Origin of the sequence: Kurthia sp. FSL E2-0154, from assembly GCF_038003625.1 — a bacterium.
Taxonomy (GTDB): domain Bacteria; phylum Bacillota; class Bacilli; order Bacillales_A; family Planococcaceae; genus Kurthia; species Kurthia gibsonii.
In genome coordinates this window covers 971,786-988,907 of record NZ_JBBOPO010000001.1, presented here as the reverse complement: position 1 = coordinate 988,907, position 17,122 = coordinate 971,786, and the positions used below count along the sequence as shown (strand labels likewise).

Below are 17,122 nucleotides of genomic sequence, written 5' to 3'. Positions count from 1 at the left end.
AAAATCTGCCTCTTGAGATTGAATGAACAATCTCTTTACTTAACGAGCACAAAAGTATGCGCCCGAGGTTATCTAATAACTAATGTAGCGTTTAATAACCCACTCCGAGGGGATGTCAGTTTTGGCTATACTACCGGCTCACAGCAACCCGGCTCTCTGAAAATATAGATGGTCAAAACCTTTAACCTCATCAACGTTTTATATTATTTAATTATTTTGAATTTTTAGAATTTCATAACGCCACCTGTAGAAGCAGATGTGACAAGATGTGAATAACGTGCTAACCAACCTTTTTTAATCTTTGGTTCAAATGTAGGTAAGTTTTGACGACGCTCTTCCATTTCTTCTTCTGATAGTTCCACATTCATCGTACGGTTTGGTAAATCAATTGAGATGATATCACCGTTTTGTACAAGAGCTAGTGGACCACCTTCAGCAGCTTCTGGCGAAATATGTCCGATTGAAATACCGCGTGATGCGCCTGAAAAACGTCCGTCTGTAATAAGTGCGACGTCTTTTCCAAGTCCGCGACCTTGAATCGCAGATGTTGGAGCTAACATTTCCGGCATACCTGGACCGCCTTTTGGACCTTCATATCGAATGACGACAACATGTCCTTTTTGAACTGTACCATCATCAATTTTTTCTTGTGCTTCTTCTTGTGAGTTGAACACAATCGCTTCTCCACGGAATGTTGTAATCGATGGATCAACAGCTCCTACTTTGATTACAGCTCCATTCGGTGCAATGTTACCGAATAAAATCGATAAGCCACCAACTTTACTGTACGGATTGTCTTTTGTGCGAATCACTTGAGTGTTTGTAATGTTAGCATCTTTTACATTGTCGCGCAATGTTTTTCCTGTAACCGTTATACGGTCGGCTGTAATCGCTCCTGGAATGGATACTAATTCGTTAATAATAGCAGAAATACCACCTGCTAAATGGACATCGTGCATGGATACGTCTGAAGCTGGCATAATTTTAGCTAAATAAGGAATTCGCTTCGCTACTTCATTAATATCTTCAATGTTGTAGTCAATTCCTGCTTCATGCGCAATCGCAAGCGTATGTAAAACGGTATTCGTTGAACCGCCCATTGCCATATCTAATGCAAACGCATCATCAATCGCTTCTTTTGTCACAATGTCGCGTGGTTTAATGTCTTTTTTAACCATCTCGACTAAATGAATCGCGGCTTGCTTAATTAGCTCATAACGTTCTTCAGAAGTTGCGACAATCGTTGCATTTCCTGGAACAGTCATTCCTAGCATCTCCATCAACGAGTTCATCGAGTTTGCAGTAAACATACCCGAGCACGAACCACATGTTGGACAAGCATTTTCCTCAATATCTAGTAATTGTTCTGCTGACATTTTGCCTGATTTGTATGCGCCAACACCCTCAAATACAGATGTAAGTGACAGTGCTTCACCCTCAGCTGATACGCCCGCTTCCATTGGACCGCCTGTAACAAAAATCGACGGTACATTCGTACGAACAGCTGCCATAAGCATACCTGGCGTGATTTTATCGCAGTTTGGAATATAGAATACACCGTCAAACCAGTGTGCATTAATTACGGTTTCTGCTGAATCTGCAATTAACTCACGACTTGGTAATGAATAACGCATACCGATATGTCCCATCGCAATTCCATCATCTACACCGATTGTATTGAATTCGAATGGTACACCACCAGCTTCAATAATCGCCTTTTTCACCATCGCACCGAACTCTTGTAAGTGCTTGTGTCCTGGAATGATGTCGATATATGAGTTACATACACCGATAAATGGCTTTTCTAAATCTTTTGTCTTAATCCCTGTAGCATAAAGTAAGCTACGATGTGGCGCTCTGTCCACACCTAATTTGATCATATCACTACGCATGCTGACACCGCCTATTTTTCTTAAGTTGTTAGTTTATACTTTTGTACCGTCTTGCTCGACGATTTTTCGGAACGTCTTGAGTAGGTCGTTTGTGACTTTTCCAGGCTTTCCTGTACCAATGACACGTCCGTCCACTTCAATAACAGCGATAACTTCCGCTGCTGTTCCTGTTAAAAACACTTCGTCAGCCACGTATACATCATGTCGAGTAAAGATTTCTTCCTTCGCCTCATAACCTTGCTCACGTGCAATTTCAAGAATCGCATTACGTGTAATTCCCTCTAAGGCACCGACATAGCCAGGAGGTGTAATCAGCTCTTTGCCTCGCACGATGAAAATATTATCTGCTGAGCCTTCTGCTACATATCCTTCTGAATTCATCATGAGCGCTTCTGGAACGCCTGCTAAATTCGCTTCAATCTTGACGAGTACATTATTTAAGTAGTTGAGTGACTTTGTTTTTGGACTCAATACATCTGAACGATTACGACGACTTGATGCTGACACAATCTTAATGCCCGTCTCATATAATTCTTCTTTAAATAGAGCGAGTGGTTCTACAATAACAATGACACTCGCTTTTTTACAACTTGATGGATCAATCCCTAAGTTGCCGACGCCTCTCGTAACAACTAAACGGATATACGCACTTTTCAATTCATTTACGCGAACAGATTCAACTACAATCTCTGTCATTTCTTCAATTGTGTAAGGGATTGTGAGTAGAATCGATTTTGCTGATTCATATAAACGAACTAAATGCTGTTTTAAACGAAAGATATTTCCGTTGTAAACGCGAATGCCTTCAAAAATACCATCTCCATATAGAAGACCATGATCATAGACTGAAATTTTTGCATCTTCTTTTGCAACAAACTCTCCATCTAAAAATATCTTTTGTTCTGTCATTTCGTTCACATCGCTTTCCCTTTGAAAATTTTATTTGGTCGTTTCAAATACGTTTTTTAAATTGTTATTATCATAGTGCGTTTTTCCAGTTACGTCAATGCTATATTTTAAATTATTAAACAATTCTAAAAAATGAATCTTCATTGAATACGTTTTCATCCTTATATCTGCTCGAAATTGTCATAATTCCTTAAAAAACAATATTTTTTAGAAAACTTTAATAATTCTAAATCAAAAGACAAATAAGACGCATCTACTACGTAAGCTGGAATAATCCCTTGAAATATGGCGTTAAAAAAACACCTTGTGGTTCTACTTTTTGACGTTCTTCTAAAAAGAGTAGAAGTTGTGGATAGGCTTGTTGTAACTGCTCATAATCTAGTTCATTCATCTTACCAAAATGCGGGCGCCCTTTATATTTTTTCATGAGTGTATGCACCCACTTAAAGTAAGGTTCTTCGTCCATACCTTGATACATATGAAATGCAAAATAGGCTGTATCTTGTTCTTGCGTTGGACTAAGAAAGCCACGTTCTCCTTTTGCAACACGAATCTCAATCGGAAAATGAACAGTAAACGGATGCGATTTGAGTACAAAATGTATTTCTTCTAAAACAGCTGTCATTTGTTCAATGGTAACTGCATATTCCATCTCGACGAATCGTACTTGACGTTTAGACGGAAAAATTTCATAACTAAGTCCTCTTTTCCAACCATTTGGAAAAGCATTCGCTGCCAGTTCACTAACCCATTTCGTCGCTTTCGGATACCACTTACAAGTCGTAGAGAGCGCTTGAAATAATGTATTTTCGATAAATTTGATCAATTTGGTGCTGAATATAGGGTTTGCTTTGATTGGATGGCTCGACTTGTCGCATCGTCTTCAACTGCATTTTCATTTGTCCGAGAAAGTAGAACCATTCCGCATGACGATGTGCCTGCGTAATTAAATGGGCGTTTTTTAAAGTATCTGCTACATCGACATGACGTGAAACGTATTGCAGTGCATAGAGTGGAACAGCTTGGAATGTCACGTAGACAATCACGCCAAGTAGACCGAGCGAAAGATGGAGGGATTGTGAGAGTGCATCTGAACTGCGCGTCACTTCCTGTAGCTTCCCCTGTCCATCTATAAATCCCCATTTCACTACTTGATTAGAAAGCGAGGTGAGCTTTAAACCTGTACCATGTGTACCTGTTGAGATGGCTCCGGCAATCGTTTGCTCTGCAATGTCGCCCATATTCTCAAGTGCCAAATTATAACGTGCTAAAATCGGTCCTACTTCATGTAAGTAAGTGCCACCCCAAAAAGTCGCTTGTTGTGTTACCGCATCTACATCTAATAAACCACGCATATGATGAAGTGATACTAGATGTTGCTCTGGTTTTGCTACCGGACTGAAAGAATGTGCCGCGCCAACCGAGCGAACCACCCCCTTTTTTTCATACACCTGTGAAACGAATGTACATATTTCTTCAATCGTCTGTGGTTCATGTGGTGTGCAGCCTTCTTTTTTTACATTCCCTGCCCAGTTTTCAAAACGTCCTTGTCACATCTTTTTTATAGAAAGCATTGTCCATCCCCCCTGTATGTGTTAAACGCTCCTTTATATTTTTCACTGCGTACGAGGTGAAGTGCTTTAAAATGTTCGCATAATTCACCAGCCTTTGCATGTCGAAAATAAACTGTATCTCCAATTTCATAATGCTCTTTCGTACTCACTTTTAAAGGTGTTTGTACTTCCCCAGCCCCTTCAGTTGGATAATAAGTGAGACCTACACTTAAAATTGTCGGCTCTCTTTGTTCTGAAATACCTGAAGCGATATAACCCCCACCATGACAAACAATCGTATCTGATGTCGGCTTTCGCGTAACACGTAATGCGAAGCCAGCAGCCAATTCCAACTTTACTGATTTATGAAAATCAAAAATAGACGGTGCATAGAATCCAGAACCAATTGTTACTTCCGTTACTTCTTTACTATTCGCTGTGAACGCCAAACTACCTGTGCCACCACCATTTACAAATTGTAAATCTCCTACTTTTTGCTTTACGAGTGCCACCATTTGTTGCCTTAACTTCGTTACCTTCTCTTTTGTTTGTTGCTGTAATTGTTGGATCATTAAGCCTTTCGCTTTATTTTTCAGCTGATTTTGAACACCAGCTAATTGCGCTTCGTACCCCATAACCCCAACAATTTCAAGTGAGGACATCGCTTGAAGTTGATCGATTAATAACGAAGCATCATCAACTGTCGTAATCGATGAACGACGCGTGCCAAAATAAACAATAGGTGTTTTAATCGATAGATTTAAATCAATACACACATTCACTTTGACTTCTTGTTCTTTTGCAATTTGGTGGAGCCAGCCTGCTTGCGCAAGTGCATCAATCATAAAGATGATATCCTTCCCTTTTTTAATCCATTTGCATAAATTTCGAACAGCTTCTGTTTCATAAACAGGATAGCCAATTAAAAAATGATTGAGTCCCTGTTGTGCTAAATAGTCTGTTTCTGCTGCTGAATATGTCATATAACCACACATATACGGTACATGTTCTTCTAAATAACGAAGTACTTCCACTGACCGTACACTTTTAGTCGCAATACGGACGTGCTTTTCTTTTGCTTGGAGAGAGAGAGTTGTAATATTTGCATCCAGTGCATCTAAATCGAGCCACGCAAATGGGCGCTCAAGTGTTTCAAAAACTTTTTTATATTTCTTCAATGTAAAAAACACCTCCATTTCATTAAATACCCATTCAAGAAAAAAAAATACTCCTTTATTTGAGAATCAAACGAATTCGTTCAGATTTCAAATAAAGGAGTAAATTATGTGTATGTGTATGTGTATGTTCATATTATACATCAATGAAATTCATAGAAATCAATCGCAAAGTTGAGAATCACTAATGTATTGATTGCTAAGAAAAGTAAAGCCTGACGATTTAATTTTTTTGTTTCTAAAAATTCCATTGTAAAAACCTCCCTTGTTTTTGAATTGTTCTTATTATAAATCTTGAAAAATAAAAAGTAAAACATTTTGTCTATTTTGTGACAACTTTTTTTCAATCTTTTGTCTTCGTTTGTCTACTCCCTTATAATGATTGAAAAGGAGTGGATTAATTTTATGAAAAAAGCATTACTTGTTATTGATTACACACGTGACTTTGTCGCGACAGATGGCGCTTTAACGTGTGGGATTCCTGGTCAATTGATTGAACAATGTATTTCGAGCTTGATTCAAACTTTTCATACGCAAGGAGAATGTATTTTTTTCTTGAATGATTTACATCAAGAGCAGGATCCACATCATCCAGAATCTTCTCTATTCCCACCACATAATATAGAAGGAACAGATGGACGACTCTTGTATGGCTCCATTCAAACAATTTACGAAAAAATAAAAAGTCAACCGAATGTTTTTTCGATTGATAAAACGCGTTATAGTGCTTTTGCAGGTACTCCACTTGCTCTTTTATTAAATGAAAGAGGTATTCGCGAACTAACGCTTGTTGGAGTTTGCACGGATATTTGCATTTTGCATACAGCAGTCGACGCTTATAATCTCGGCTACGATTGCACTATTTATACAAAGGGTGTCGCAAGTTTTAATAAGACAGGACATGAATGGGCATTGCAACATTTTCAATCGAGTCTTGGTTTCACGATTGAACATGATTAATTTTAAAATAAAAAATACAGAAGATGACATGAAAAATTATGTCGTCTCCTGTATTTATTTTAATTGATGATTTGTATTATTGTCGTGTGCATGGTATCACTGTTGAATAATTTAGTCGTGCAGTTGTCTTGGTCTCTCTAAATAAACCCAATAAAATGCATATATCTTTTGAAGTTTATGTTGTCTCATTTGTTTTTTCAATCGCTGATACTATAAAAACACACCGAAATAAATAAACAATCCTGTTAGTCCACATTCAATTAAGAAAAGGGGCATTTTTTCAAAAGACATATGAAATCCAACAATAAAAAAGAGTGCTATCATGAATAAACCAGCAGCTATACAGGCTATAATCGGTACCCAAGAAATTCGATGCACACCATGTTTGAAGCTCATACTTTCCATCTCTCCATATCTACTTTGTCGCAACAAAAAAAGGAACAACGAAATATAGCTCCTTTTTTTTGATTCTATACTTGTTGATTCTTAGAAGTCTAACGGTAGATGAACCGCTTTACGCGAATCCATCGTTGTTAAAAAGTTTACGATTGGGCGTAATTGTTGTTTTAATACATACCAACCGTCTTCATACATCTTTTGTGAAGCAGCTTCCATATCAATTTGACCTTCCATGTCAATTGTGAAATAACCACTAATCGTTGCTTCAATATGACGACGGAATTGTAAATCGATTAAATCAATTTGACCAATAATTTGTGCGCCTTCTAAGTCTTCTGAGAAACCCACTTTAACGTCTTTTACAAGATGATACTCATCATCATCGTCAACATCCACTTGTTTTTCTTCTAATAACTCAAGTAATTCTTTTTCTTCTAATAAATCGAATTTAATATTGAATATATCAAAGTCGTGAAATTCTACTATTCTCAAGAACCTTCACCCTTCCGCCTGTGATTAATCTTATTATACCAAAAAACACCGTTCTACTAAATAAAAACCATTAATGGCGAACTTTATTTTTTTGTAACATTGTCGCTAGTAGAAAAGCGATTAGTGCAAAGACAGTTGCACCGATATAAACCACTTGTACACCGCTCGTAATAATATGAAGTAAGTCATTCATTTCAGCTTTTGTAAATAATTGATGATCGAACGAGCCATTCAATTGAATCTCACCTTTATCTAAATCGCGTAAAGGCTGGCTTGTCATGATGTTAAATAACACACCGAAAAAGGCTGCGCCAAGTGATTGACTAAAGGTATTCGTAAATGAATTTAAACCAATTGAAATGCCTACTTCATCTGGTTTTGCTGCTGCTTGAACCGTTAAAATAATCAGTGGCGCAATTAACCCCATTCCTGCACCGAGTACTGCTGTACTTATACCCACATATACATACGATGAATCCGTTGTTAAAAAGGCTAACATTGTTGTACCTATGACAAGTAACAGTGTACCGGCTTGAATAATCACTTTGTTTGAGAAACGTCCGACTAATGTACCAACTAATACAGAGCTAACTGTCCACATAACGGTAAGCGGCGCAATAAGTAAACCTGCTTGTGTAGCGCTATTGCCTAAAATGGATTGACCATAGATTGGAATGTAGACAGAAACACTAATTGTAATCGACATCATCATAAATGTTAGCCCATTTACAGTCATTAAACGACGGTTTTTAAAAAGTGTTAATGGAATAATCGGTTCTTTTGCGCGTAACTCGACACGAATGAATAGGAATAGTCCAATCAGTGAAATAGCATAATACGCAATTTGTTCGTTTGAACCCCAAATACCTGTGTTACTTCCTTTAATAATGGATAGTAAGAAAGTGACAACAGTAATTGAAAAGATAACTGCTCCTAAGTAGTCAATATGGTGTTTCTTTTTATGCACTTTTTCATCGTAGTAACGTGCAATTAAGAATAATGCACTTAAACCGAATGGTACATTTAATAGGAAGATATAGTGCCAAGATAGTTGATCGACTAAATAGCCACCTAATAATGGACCTATAACACCTGCGACACCCCAAATCATCGAAATATATCCTTGACCTTTTGCTCGTGCTTTTTCTGTTGGGAATAGTTCACCAACAATTGTTAATGTAATCGGAAGAATTGAACCTGCACCAATCCCTTGAATTGCTCGGAAAATAATGAGCTGTACCATCGATTGTGATACTCCTGCTAGTAAGGAACCTGTAACGAAGATACCAATCCCGATAATAATCATCTTTTTACGTCCAAAAATATCGGCTAATTTACCGAATAGAATCGTGGCAATGGCAGATGCTAATAAGTAAGCTGAATAAATCCAACTAATCAGCTCAACACCTGATAAATCTGCTGTGATACTCGGGATTGCAGTTGCAACAATCGTTCCTTCAATCGCTGCGAGTGCTGTAGCGAGTAATACTGCTAAAAATACTTTATTCATTTTTTAAATCCTTTCATATTCCAGCTTATATATAAATATATATTATAGCACGATATTTTCTATTTTTAATACAAATCCCGTTCAAAAATCCCTATTTTTGTTAGGTTATCTATTTTATTTTTAATTTTTTCTTGAAGACAATCGTACAGTTAGTGTATCGTTAAGAAGATTATTTTATAAAAGGTGGTTTTATCCTATGTGGAACGAATTTAAACAGTTTGCCTTCAAAGGTAACGTAATCGATTTAGCAATCGGGGTTGTCATTGGGGGTGCTTTCGGTAAAATTGTTAGTTCGCTTGTCAACAATATTATTATGCCCTTACTCGCTAAAATTTTGGGTTCAGAAAAACAATTTGAAGACTTAACTGCTTTTGGCATTCAATACGGTGCATTTATACAAAGTGTATTTGACTTCTTTATTATCGCTGCTGCAATCTTCTTCTTTGTGCGTACGTTAAATAAACTACAATTTGCTAAAAAGAAGGAAGAAGAAGTCGAAGAAGCTCCAAAAGAAACAACAGATGATGTATTAAAGGAAATTCGCGACTTGCTACGCGCACAAGCTGAAAAAGATAAGACTGAATAAAATAAACAGGCTAGAGTTTGACGTTTTTTATACGTAAACCTTAGCCTGTTTTTTTCTTCTATTATAGATTGAAACTATTTCGCTAATGTTAAAAGCATTTCTCGAATTGTTTTACATGCGACTGCTGTTGAACCACCCGAAACGTCATATTGTGGTGATAACTCCACGACATCTGCTGCCACAATGTGATTGAGTGATTGGAATGATTGAATCGCTTCCATTAATTCACGATATGTCCAGCCACCCGGTTCTGGTGTACCTGTTCCAGGAAAGATACTTGGATCTAATACATCTAAATCAATTGTAATATAAACGGGTACATCACGTAACTTTTCAATTGTCTCTTGTAAAGTTGTAGCTGTGAAAGGTTCTAAATGTGTATGTTCTTTCGCCCAACCAAACTCCTCTTTCGTACCAGAACGAATACCAAATTGGAAGATTCGTCCATCACCTAAAAAATCATGACAACGACGAATCACTGTCGCATGTGATAATTCTTCACCCAAAAATTCTTGGCGTAAATCTGTATGTGCATCCAAATGAATCACATGTAAATTCGGATATTTTTCATAGGCTGCTTGAATCGTTGGTAAACTAACTAAATGTTCGCCACCAACCATCATAAACTTTTTACCATCTGCTACTACTTGACGCGTATAGTCTAAAATCTCTTGCATCGCTTTTTCCGTATTACCAAATGGAAGCTCTACTTCACCACCATCAAATACACGCGTATCTTCTAAATCACGCTGTAAATAAGGAGAATATGTTTCTAAACCATATGAATCTGGACGAATCGCTTGCATCGCAAATCGTGTACCCGGACGGAAGCTTGTTGTACCATCAAAAGGAATACCGAATAACACGATATCGGCTTCATCGTATGCAGCTTCACATGCAATAAAAGTACTAATATTTTTATTCTTCACGTGCTAACTTCTCCTTCACAAATGTTGGCAGCATGAATGCTCCTACATGTAAATCTGTATTGTAATATTTTGTGTGTAAACCGAAATTTGACCATACTTCTGCTTGTACATCTTGAATTGGATCAAATTTTTTCGAAGCGAATCCGAATAACCAATGTCCTGATGGATACGTCGGCATATGGAATTGATATACTTTTGCAATGTCAAAAATCTTCTTAATTTTCGTATGTGCTTTGCGCATATTCTCTGCATATTCCGCAAAATATGGTGACTCATGTTGATTAATTAAAATACCTTCTGCTGAAAGAACGCGGTGACATTCTTGGTAAAAAGCAGTTGTAAATAGCCCTTCCCCTACTGAAATTGGGTCTGTTGAGTCCACTAAAATTAAATCAAAAGATGCGTCATGTGCGTTTTGAACATATGCTAAACCATCATCAAAAATCATTTCCATACGTGAATCTTCTTCTACACCAGCTGCTGTAATCGGTAAATATTTTTGGCTTAGTCGGAAGACAAGCTCATCAATTTCTACCATTACAACTTTTTCAACGGATTTATAGCGTAGTACTTCACGTGCTGTACCGCCATCGCCCCCACCAATAATTAATACTTTTTTGATATTCGGATTTGTCGCAAAAGCGGGATGTGTAATCATATCATGATAGACAAATTCGTCTTTTTCGTTGACCATCATTAAGCCATCCAGTGTAAAGAATGTACCAAATTCTTCGCCTTTATAAAAATCAATTTGTTGGAATGGAGAGGCTTCACTATGCAGCTTTTCTTCATAAGCGATTGAAAATTGGCAATCTTCGCTCCATTGTTCTGTATAGTACTTCTTCATTATACTGTCGCCTCCACATACTGCTCTTGTTTCACTGTAATTTCTGCAATCTCTTGTTGGGCGAACTGACGAATTTTATCCGCCATACCACGTGGTACTTCGAATGATTCTGTCTTTTTCGCTTGCAGCTTTTGCTCTAAATATTCTGCTGCTTTCCAAGGGCTAACAGAGTCACCACATGTGTAAACATCCACTGATGCAAAACCATATTCTGGCCATGTATGGATTGTTAAGTGCGATTCTGCAATGATTACAGCACCTGATACACCATATGGATTAAAGTGGTGGAAACAAGATTCTACGATTGTAGCGCCTGAGTAGTCGGCTGCTTCATTCATAAATTGCTCAATTAATTTATTTTGCTCGATAATTTCTGCTGGACAACCATAAAATTCGATTAATACATGTCTACCTAATGTTGATAATTCAATACTCATTGATCCTCATCCTTTACGACCGTTATTTTTTCTGGAAATTCATTTTCTGACAGAATATTGCCAATTTTCCGATTGTAATAGTTATATAATGTCACGACTTTTTGTGTAATTTTTTCTCCTGGAATAATTAAAGGGATACCTGGTGGATAAATCATAATCGTCTCTGCACTCGTGCGACCAATTGATTGCTCAATCGGTATAATTTCCTGTGCTGCATAATTTGCCTGTTGTGGCGTCATAATGATGGGATTAATCTCATCATTCACAACCATTTCGAGTTGAAGCGACTGCGTTTTTGCATAGCGCATCTCCAAATCTTGTAAGGCATAAACTAGACGATTAAGCGACTCCGCCGTATCAGCATACGTGATGACGAACATCACGACATATCCTTCTGCTAATTCCGCTTGAATACCATATTCTTTTTTCAATAGGCTATACACTTCAAAACCTGTTAATCCTAAATCATTTACACGAACAACTAATTTCGTCCAATCATATGCTTGTCCAAACTGCTTGTGCATATAAGACTCCGTTAAAACTTCATAATGAGCCATAGCATCAATTCGTTGGATTGCTGTCATGAAGAGTGGCTTCAATTTTTCAAGCTGCTCCGCTCCGTAAAGCGCAAAATCACGTCTTGCTACATCAAGTGAGCTCATTAATAAATAACTTGCACTTGTTGTTTGTAGCATATTCAATACTTTTTGCACCTTTCCCTGTGAAAGGCGTGTTGTATTTTGTAATAAAATTGAACTTTGTGTCAAACTCCCACCTGTTTTATGCATGCTAATTGTGGCTAAATCTGCACCAGCTTGCATCGCATCAACTTGTTGAATTGCTGAAAGATGCGCCCCGTGTGCACTGTCAACAAGAACGAGCATGCCTCTTTCATGCGCCCATGTGCAAATCTCTTCTAGTTCATTCATCGCACCGAAATATGTTGGATACGTAATCAGTAAGACTTTTGCTTCTGGATGTTCATCCAGCGCTTTTTTTACTTGTTCCAATGTGATATTGTGTGCGATACCAAAATGTTGATCGACAGTTGGCTGTATAAAGACAGGCATAGCTCCGCTTAGCATAATGCCATTCATCACAGATTTATGGCAATTACGCGGTACAAGTATCGCATCATTCGGTTTACAAGTAGCTAAAATCATCGCTAAAATCCCAACAGTTGTACCATTTACTAAAAAGTATGCTGCATCTGCATGAAAAGCTTCAGCTGCTAATTGTTGCGCCTCTTTAATCACTGATACAGGATGGCTTAATAAATCGAGTTCTTGCATCGAGTTTGCATCCATCTTCAGTGTCATCTCACCTAATGTCGCTGTCATCGGGTGTAATACACCTCGTTTATGACCTGGCACATCAAATGGTGTGACATCACTTTTCGCATAATTGACAAGCGCATCATATAGTGGTGTTTGGGCTTGAGCCTGTGCGAAACGTGTTTGTTCCGCACTTGCTACAATGACCATTATTGCTCCGCAGCAACTGCTAAAAGTTGCTGTAAGGCATCAACTTTATTTAATCGCTCCCATGGTAAATCAAGTTCTTGACGACCAAAATGTCCATAAGCTGCAACTTGATTGTATTGTGGTTTGCGTAAATCAAGCATGTCGATAATGCCATTCGGTGTTAAGTCGAATGTTTGACGAATCGCGTGAATGATATCTTGTTGTGCTACACGTTCTGTTCCAAATGTCTCGACTGCAATACTGATCGGTTCACTTACACCAATTGCATACGATAACTGAATTTCACAGCGTTCTGCTAATTCAGCTGCTACGATATTTTTAGCGACATAACGTGCTGCATATGCTGCTGAGCGGTCTACTTTTGTACAGTCTTTTCCAGAAAAAGCACCGCCACCGTGACGCGCTGCACCGCCATATGTATCGACGATAATTTTACGGCCTGTCAGTCCAGCATCTCCATGTGGCCCACCTACAACAAAGCGACCTGTTGGATTAATTAAAATACGGAAGTTCATGTTCATATTGAATTTTGCTGCTACATAACCAATGATTTGCTCTTTAACATAGTTTTTAAACGCTTGTTCATCATATTCTTCGTCGTGTTGAATTGACATTAATACAGTATCCACTTGAGGATGCTCGCGGTTTGAATAATCAATTGTTACTTGTGACTTCATATCAGGACGAGCCCATTTAAAGTCGCCATTTTTACGTAACATCGAAGCACGTTTTACTAATTCATGCGCCATTTCAATGGCAAGTGGCATATAGTTCTCTGTTTCAGAAGTCGCATAACCAAACATAATTCCTTGGTCTCCCGCGCCAACATCTTGTGTATCACTTGAGGCATCTACGCCCATCGCAATATCAGGTGATTGTGTGTGCACTAGCACTTGAACATCACATGTATGTCCATCAATGCCCCATGCATCATCTGTGTAACCAATGTTCACCAATGTATCACGCGCAATTTTTTCATAATCAAGTACAGCTGTTGTCGTAATTTCTCCGCCAACAATGACCGTATTCGTCGTAGTGAAAACTTCACATGCTACACGTGCAAACGGATCCTCTCTTAGTGCTGCATCAAGTACAGCGTCTGAAATTTGATCGGCAATCTTGTCTGGATGTCCCTCTGAAACGGACTCTGATGTAAATAATACTTTTTCCAATTTCTTGTTAATTCTCCTAACTTTTGCAAATTTAGGCACAAAAAAAGCTCACCCAATGTTAAGGAAAGCTTCGAAAAGTATCATCTGCTGTTCCTCTTATTGTTCACAAATGTCCATTTGTGCTCAGGTTCGGCCCACAGGATTTTACCCTGCATGAATAAAATTGTTTGGCCACCGTATCTTTGACCCCTCGTCTCAACGGTTATTAATAAGAGCTATATTCTTTATGCTGAGTTCAATACTAAAAGAATTATTTTTACAAGTCAATAAAAAATCCAAAAAGTTTTTTGATATGCTTTTTCGCATGTATACATTCCTTTCGTCCATCGTATGTATAAATATTCACTTTAAACATTTTTTATACAACTCTATCTTTTTTATATTTATATTAGAAAAAACACTGTATTTTTTTCACTTTTTTTGTATCTTTTTTACTCGTTTTCTGATGTCTTTCACATTAAAAAACAGCGCATTTTTCATCGAACATTTAAAAAGTTCTAAAATTCAGAATATAATTTCACTTCTTTTTTCGGTCTTATATGTCGTTTTTTTACTACAAACAGAGTAATTTAATTCAATAAAAAAAGAGACTGGCAATCATGCCAATCTCTAAATTGAAAAATCAAATTCAATTTTTTCTTGTGTTAATTTTAGTCGTGCTGAAAAACTCGAACCTTTTTTTGATTTAAAACCTTTAATTGGTTTCGTTAATCCTTTTTCACACAAATCACGTACTTGGCTTGCTGTAATTTTTTTACTCGCAATACGTTTTGAAATTGTAAATTTACAACCTTCTTGATAGCGAGAACAGCCATAAAAACTTTTTTTCTCTAATAACTCTCCTTGATGACAAGACGGACACTTCGCAATTGGCCCTTTCACTGCTGGTTCTGCTAGTTCTGCGGCAGCTGTAATATCTGTTGTTTGAACGATTTGCGGTGCTGTCTCAATTAAGTGACGCAAAAACTTTTCAATATTTTGCAGGAAGGCTTGTTGTGTGCCAGTACCTGCAGATATTTTTCTTAAATAACTTTCCCACTTCGCTGTCATAATTGGACTAGCCAATAGCGATCCTGCAATCGCTTGGCATAATACCTTTCCTTTTTCAGTAATGGAAACGATATTTTTTTGTACATCAATATACCCATGGCGCTTAATTGTTTCGATAATACTTGCGCGCGTGGCTTCCGTACCAATTCCTTCAACTTCCTTCAAAATATCGCTCTCTGCATCGTCTTCAATAAGCCTTCCACATGTTTTCATCATCTGTACAAGTTGCCCTTCTGTAAAAGGTTTAGGCGGTTGCGTCGTACCTTGATGAATTTGCACCATCGCATCTACATCTTCTCCCTTTTCCACAAGCGGTAGTGGAGGTGCTTCTTTTTTTTGTTCTTTTGGTGCAGGCCATAACTCTTGAAAACCGCGATCTAATTCCACTTTTCCAACTGTTTTGAATAACAGTCCTTGAACGTCTGTCACAATTTTTGTTTCCTCGTACATATAGTCTCGGTGGAACATTGCTAGCGCTGAACGTACGATTTCCGCATAAATATTTTTTTCCATGAGCGAAAGACTTGCTAGTTTCTCGGCAGATGGGATCGATTTTGTCGGGATAATCGCATAGTGTTCTTCCACTTTTGAGCCGTCTACATATCTTTTTGAAGCAGATAGGCGCGCCGGTTCAAATGGTTTTTTCATCATTTCTTGGTACTGTGGTAGTTTCTGTTTTAAGTAAGCAAACTCAGCGTCCGTAATAAACTGACAATCACTTCTTGGGTATGAAATGAGCTTTTTCTCATATAGAGATTGTGCTACTTCCAACACTTTTGCAGGGCTATACTTCCATATACGATTCGCTTTTTGCTGCAATGTTGAGAGTGAATGTAGCTTTGGAGGTAATACCTTTTTCGGCTTTTTTTCAACACTTTGAATTGTCGCAGGGAGACGTTTTTTCTCTTGAATATGCGCTTTTTCTAATGCAGCTAAAGCTTCTTCATATTTCTTCGACTTAAAATCTGCCTTCCCCGTATAAGAACCCATGCGCGAATGAAATTCACCTTTTAATTCATAAAAATTTTCTGGTTGAAACTGCTCAATTTCAACATGACGTTCGTAAATCATGTAGACTGTTGGGGATTGTACACGACCAACTGAAATCGTCTCATTCAAACCTTTTTCTTTTAACAGCATCGTGTACAAGCGACTTGCATTCATCCCAACGAGCCAGTCACTAATTTGACGCGTCTGTGCTTCGATATACATTTGATAATCTTGTTGATTATCACGCAATGTTTGAAACCCTTTGCGAATTTCTTCGACTTCAAGTGAATTAATCCAAAGTCTTTGAATTGGTTTTGACTTCACTTTGGTTTGTTTTAAAATTGAATAGAAAATATTCGATCCTTCTCTGTCCACATCACAAGCATTAATTAACATACTTGCCTCTTTAAATAACGCCTTCACTGCTTGGAATTGATCCCACTTCCCCTTCGCTACTTTGAACTCGTAGTTTTCAGGAATCATCGGTAATACTTTTAAACTCCAACGCTTCCATTCTGCATGGTATTCAGCAGGCTGCTTCAGTTCGACAAGATGCCCAACACCCCATGTAATCGTCGCACCATTTGGAAACGTCTCACATGGTTGTAATTCAATAAAATGTTTCGTCTTTCTTGCCACCGGAAAAGCCTCCGCATACGCTTTCGCTTGCGATGGTTTTTCAGCAAAAATAACAACTTGTCCCACGTTCGAGGCTCAACTCCTTTAATCTACTATGT

General features: G+C 37.9%; 15 protein-coding genes and 1 other annotated feature (1 of these 16 only partly in view). Of the genes, 2 read left to right on the top strand and 13 right to left on the bottom strand.

The window, feature by feature from the left end:
* Positions 1 to 203 (bottom strand) — a binding site (T-box leader); it reaches 46 nt to the left of the window's first position.
* A gap of 21 nt (positions 204 to 224) precedes the next feature.
* The 5 genes from ilvD to MHB75_RS04720 form a co-directional block, all read right to left on the bottom strand.
* On the bottom strand, positions 225 to 1,892 hold the full coding sequence (gene ilvD, locus MHB75_RS04740; RefSeq protein WP_340996169.1) for a dihydroxy-acid dehydratase: 1,668 nt from the start codon (positions 1,890 to 1,892) through the stop codon (positions 225 to 227).
* Between the two features lie 33 nt (positions 1,893 to 1,925).
* Entirely contained in the window at positions 1,926 to 2,801 is an 876-nt protein-coding gene (gene ilvE / locus MHB75_RS04735) for a branched-chain-amino-acid transaminase (protein WP_141273595.1), read from the bottom strand.
* Between the two features lie 256 nt (positions 2,802 to 3,057).
* Entirely contained in the window at positions 3,058 to 3,627 is a 570-nt protein-coding gene (locus MHB75_RS04730; RefSeq protein ID WP_170214723.1) for a D-arabinono-1,4-lactone oxidase, read from the bottom strand.
* A complete protein-coding gene (locus MHB75_RS04725) occupies positions 3,575 to 4,252 on the bottom strand; it encodes an FAD-binding protein (RefSeq protein WP_340996168.1) in 678 nt (225 codons plus the stop codon). Before MHB75_RS04725 ends, MHB75_RS04730 begins: the two co-directional genes overlap by 53 nt.
* 110 nt (positions 4,253 to 4,362) lie before the next feature.
* Positions 4,363 to 5,532, bottom strand: a complete 1,170-nt coding sequence (locus MHB75_RS04720; protein ID WP_340996167.1) for an alanine racemase — start codon at positions 5,530 to 5,532, stop codon at positions 4,363 to 4,365.
* Between the two features lie 402 nt (positions 5,533 to 5,934).
* Between MHB75_RS04720 and MHB75_RS04715 the strand changes: the two genes are divergently transcribed.
* On the top strand, positions 5,935 to 6,489 hold the full coding sequence (locus tag MHB75_RS04715; RefSeq protein ID WP_141273569.1) for a cysteine hydrolase family protein: 555 nt from the start codon (positions 5,935 to 5,937) through the stop codon (positions 6,487 to 6,489).
* Between the two features lie 486 nt (positions 6,490 to 6,975).
* Here MHB75_RS04715 and MHB75_RS04710 read toward each other — a convergent pair whose 3' ends face one another.
* Positions 6,976 to 7,380 carry a hypothetical protein gene (locus tag MHB75_RS04710; protein WP_141273571.1) on the bottom strand — a complete coding sequence of 135 codons (405 nt, stop codon included), beginning with the start codon at positions 7,378 to 7,380 and terminating at the stop codon, positions 6,976 to 6,978.
* Between the two features lie 70 nt (positions 7,381 to 7,450).
* A complete protein-coding gene (locus MHB75_RS04705; RefSeq protein ID WP_340996165.1) occupies positions 7,451 to 8,890 on the bottom strand; it encodes a DHA2 family efflux MFS transporter permease subunit in 1,440 nt (479 codons plus the stop codon).
* A 196-nt stretch (positions 8,891 to 9,086) separates the two neighbouring features.
* On the opposite strand from MHB75_RS04705, the gene mscL reads away from it, so the two are divergent.
* A complete protein-coding gene (gene mscL / locus MHB75_RS04700) occupies positions 9,087 to 9,476 on the top strand; it encodes a large conductance mechanosensitive channel protein MscL (RefSeq protein WP_068453620.1) in 390 nt (129 codons plus the stop codon).
* A 74-nt stretch (positions 9,477 to 9,550) separates the two neighbouring features.
* On the opposite strand, the gene speB is transcribed toward mscL, so the two are convergent.
* The 6 genes from speB to MHB75_RS04670 all read right to left on the bottom strand — a co-directional run bounded on the left by speB (position 9,551) and on the right by MHB75_RS04670 (position 17,090).
* Positions 9,551 to 10,405: an agmatinase gene (gene speB, locus MHB75_RS04695; RefSeq protein WP_340996163.1), complete on the bottom strand. Its 855-nt coding sequence runs from the start codon at positions 10,403 to 10,405 to the stop codon at positions 9,551 to 9,553.
* Positions 10,395 to 11,252, bottom strand: a complete 858-nt coding sequence (gene speE, locus MHB75_RS04690; RefSeq protein WP_340996162.1) for a polyamine aminopropyltransferase — start codon at positions 11,250 to 11,252, stop codon at positions 10,395 to 10,397. The genes speB and speE overlap by 11 nt, the downstream gene beginning before the upstream one ends.
* Positions 11,252 to 11,689, bottom strand: a complete 438-nt coding sequence (gene speD / locus MHB75_RS04685) for an adenosylmethionine decarboxylase (RefSeq protein WP_087680631.1) — start codon at positions 11,687 to 11,689, stop codon at positions 11,252 to 11,254. Before speD ends, speE begins: the two co-directional genes overlap by 1 nt.
* Positions 11,686 to 13,173 carry an aminotransferase class I/II-fold pyridoxal phosphate-dependent enzyme gene (locus tag MHB75_RS04680; protein WP_340996161.1) on the bottom strand — a complete coding sequence of 496 codons (1,488 nt, stop codon included), beginning with the start codon at positions 13,171 to 13,173 and terminating at the stop codon, positions 11,686 to 11,688. Before MHB75_RS04680 ends, speD begins: the two co-directional genes overlap by 4 nt.
* A complete protein-coding gene (gene metK / locus MHB75_RS04675) occupies positions 13,173 to 14,345 on the bottom strand; it encodes a methionine adenosyltransferase (RefSeq protein ID WP_218026238.1) in 1,173 nt (390 codons plus the stop codon). Before metK ends, MHB75_RS04680 begins: the two co-directional genes overlap by 1 nt.
* 609 nt (positions 14,346 to 14,954) lie before the next feature.
* On the bottom strand, positions 14,955 to 17,090 hold the full coding sequence (locus tag MHB75_RS04670; RefSeq protein ID WP_340996157.1) for a type IA DNA topoisomerase: 2,136 nt from the start codon (positions 17,088 to 17,090) through the stop codon (positions 14,955 to 14,957).
* Between the last annotated feature and the right edge of the window lie 32 nt (positions 17,091 to 17,122).

Coding starts and splice junctions, on each gene's coding strand:
- ilvE (WP_141273595.1), bottom strand. CDS start 2,801: ATGACAGAACAAAAGATATTTTTAGATGGAGAGTTTGTTGCAAAAGAA.
- MHB75_RS04705 (WP_340996165.1), bottom strand. CDS start 8,890: ATGAATAAAGTATTTTTAGCAGTATTACTCGCTACAGCACTCGCAGCG.
- MHB75_RS04680 (WP_340996161.1), bottom strand. CDS start 13,173: ATGGTCATTGTAGCAAGTGCGGAACAAACACGTTTCGCACAGGCTCAA.
- mscL (WP_068453620.1), top strand. CDS start 9,087: ATGTGGAACGAATTTAAACAGTTTGCCTTCAAAGGTAACGTAATCGAT.
- ilvD (WP_340996169.1), bottom strand. CDS start 1,892: ATGCGTAGTGATATGATCAAATTAGGTGTGGACAGAGCGCCACATCGT.
- speD (WP_087680631.1), bottom strand. CDS start 11,689: ATGAGTATTGAATTATCAACATTAGGTAGACATGTATTAATCGAATTT.
- MHB75_RS04715 (WP_141273569.1), top strand. CDS start 5,935: ATGAAAAAAGCATTACTTGTTATTGATTACACACGTGACTTTGTCGCG.
- speE (WP_340996162.1), bottom strand. CDS start 11,252: ATGAAGAAGTACTATACAGAACAATGGAGCGAAGATTGCCAATTTTCA.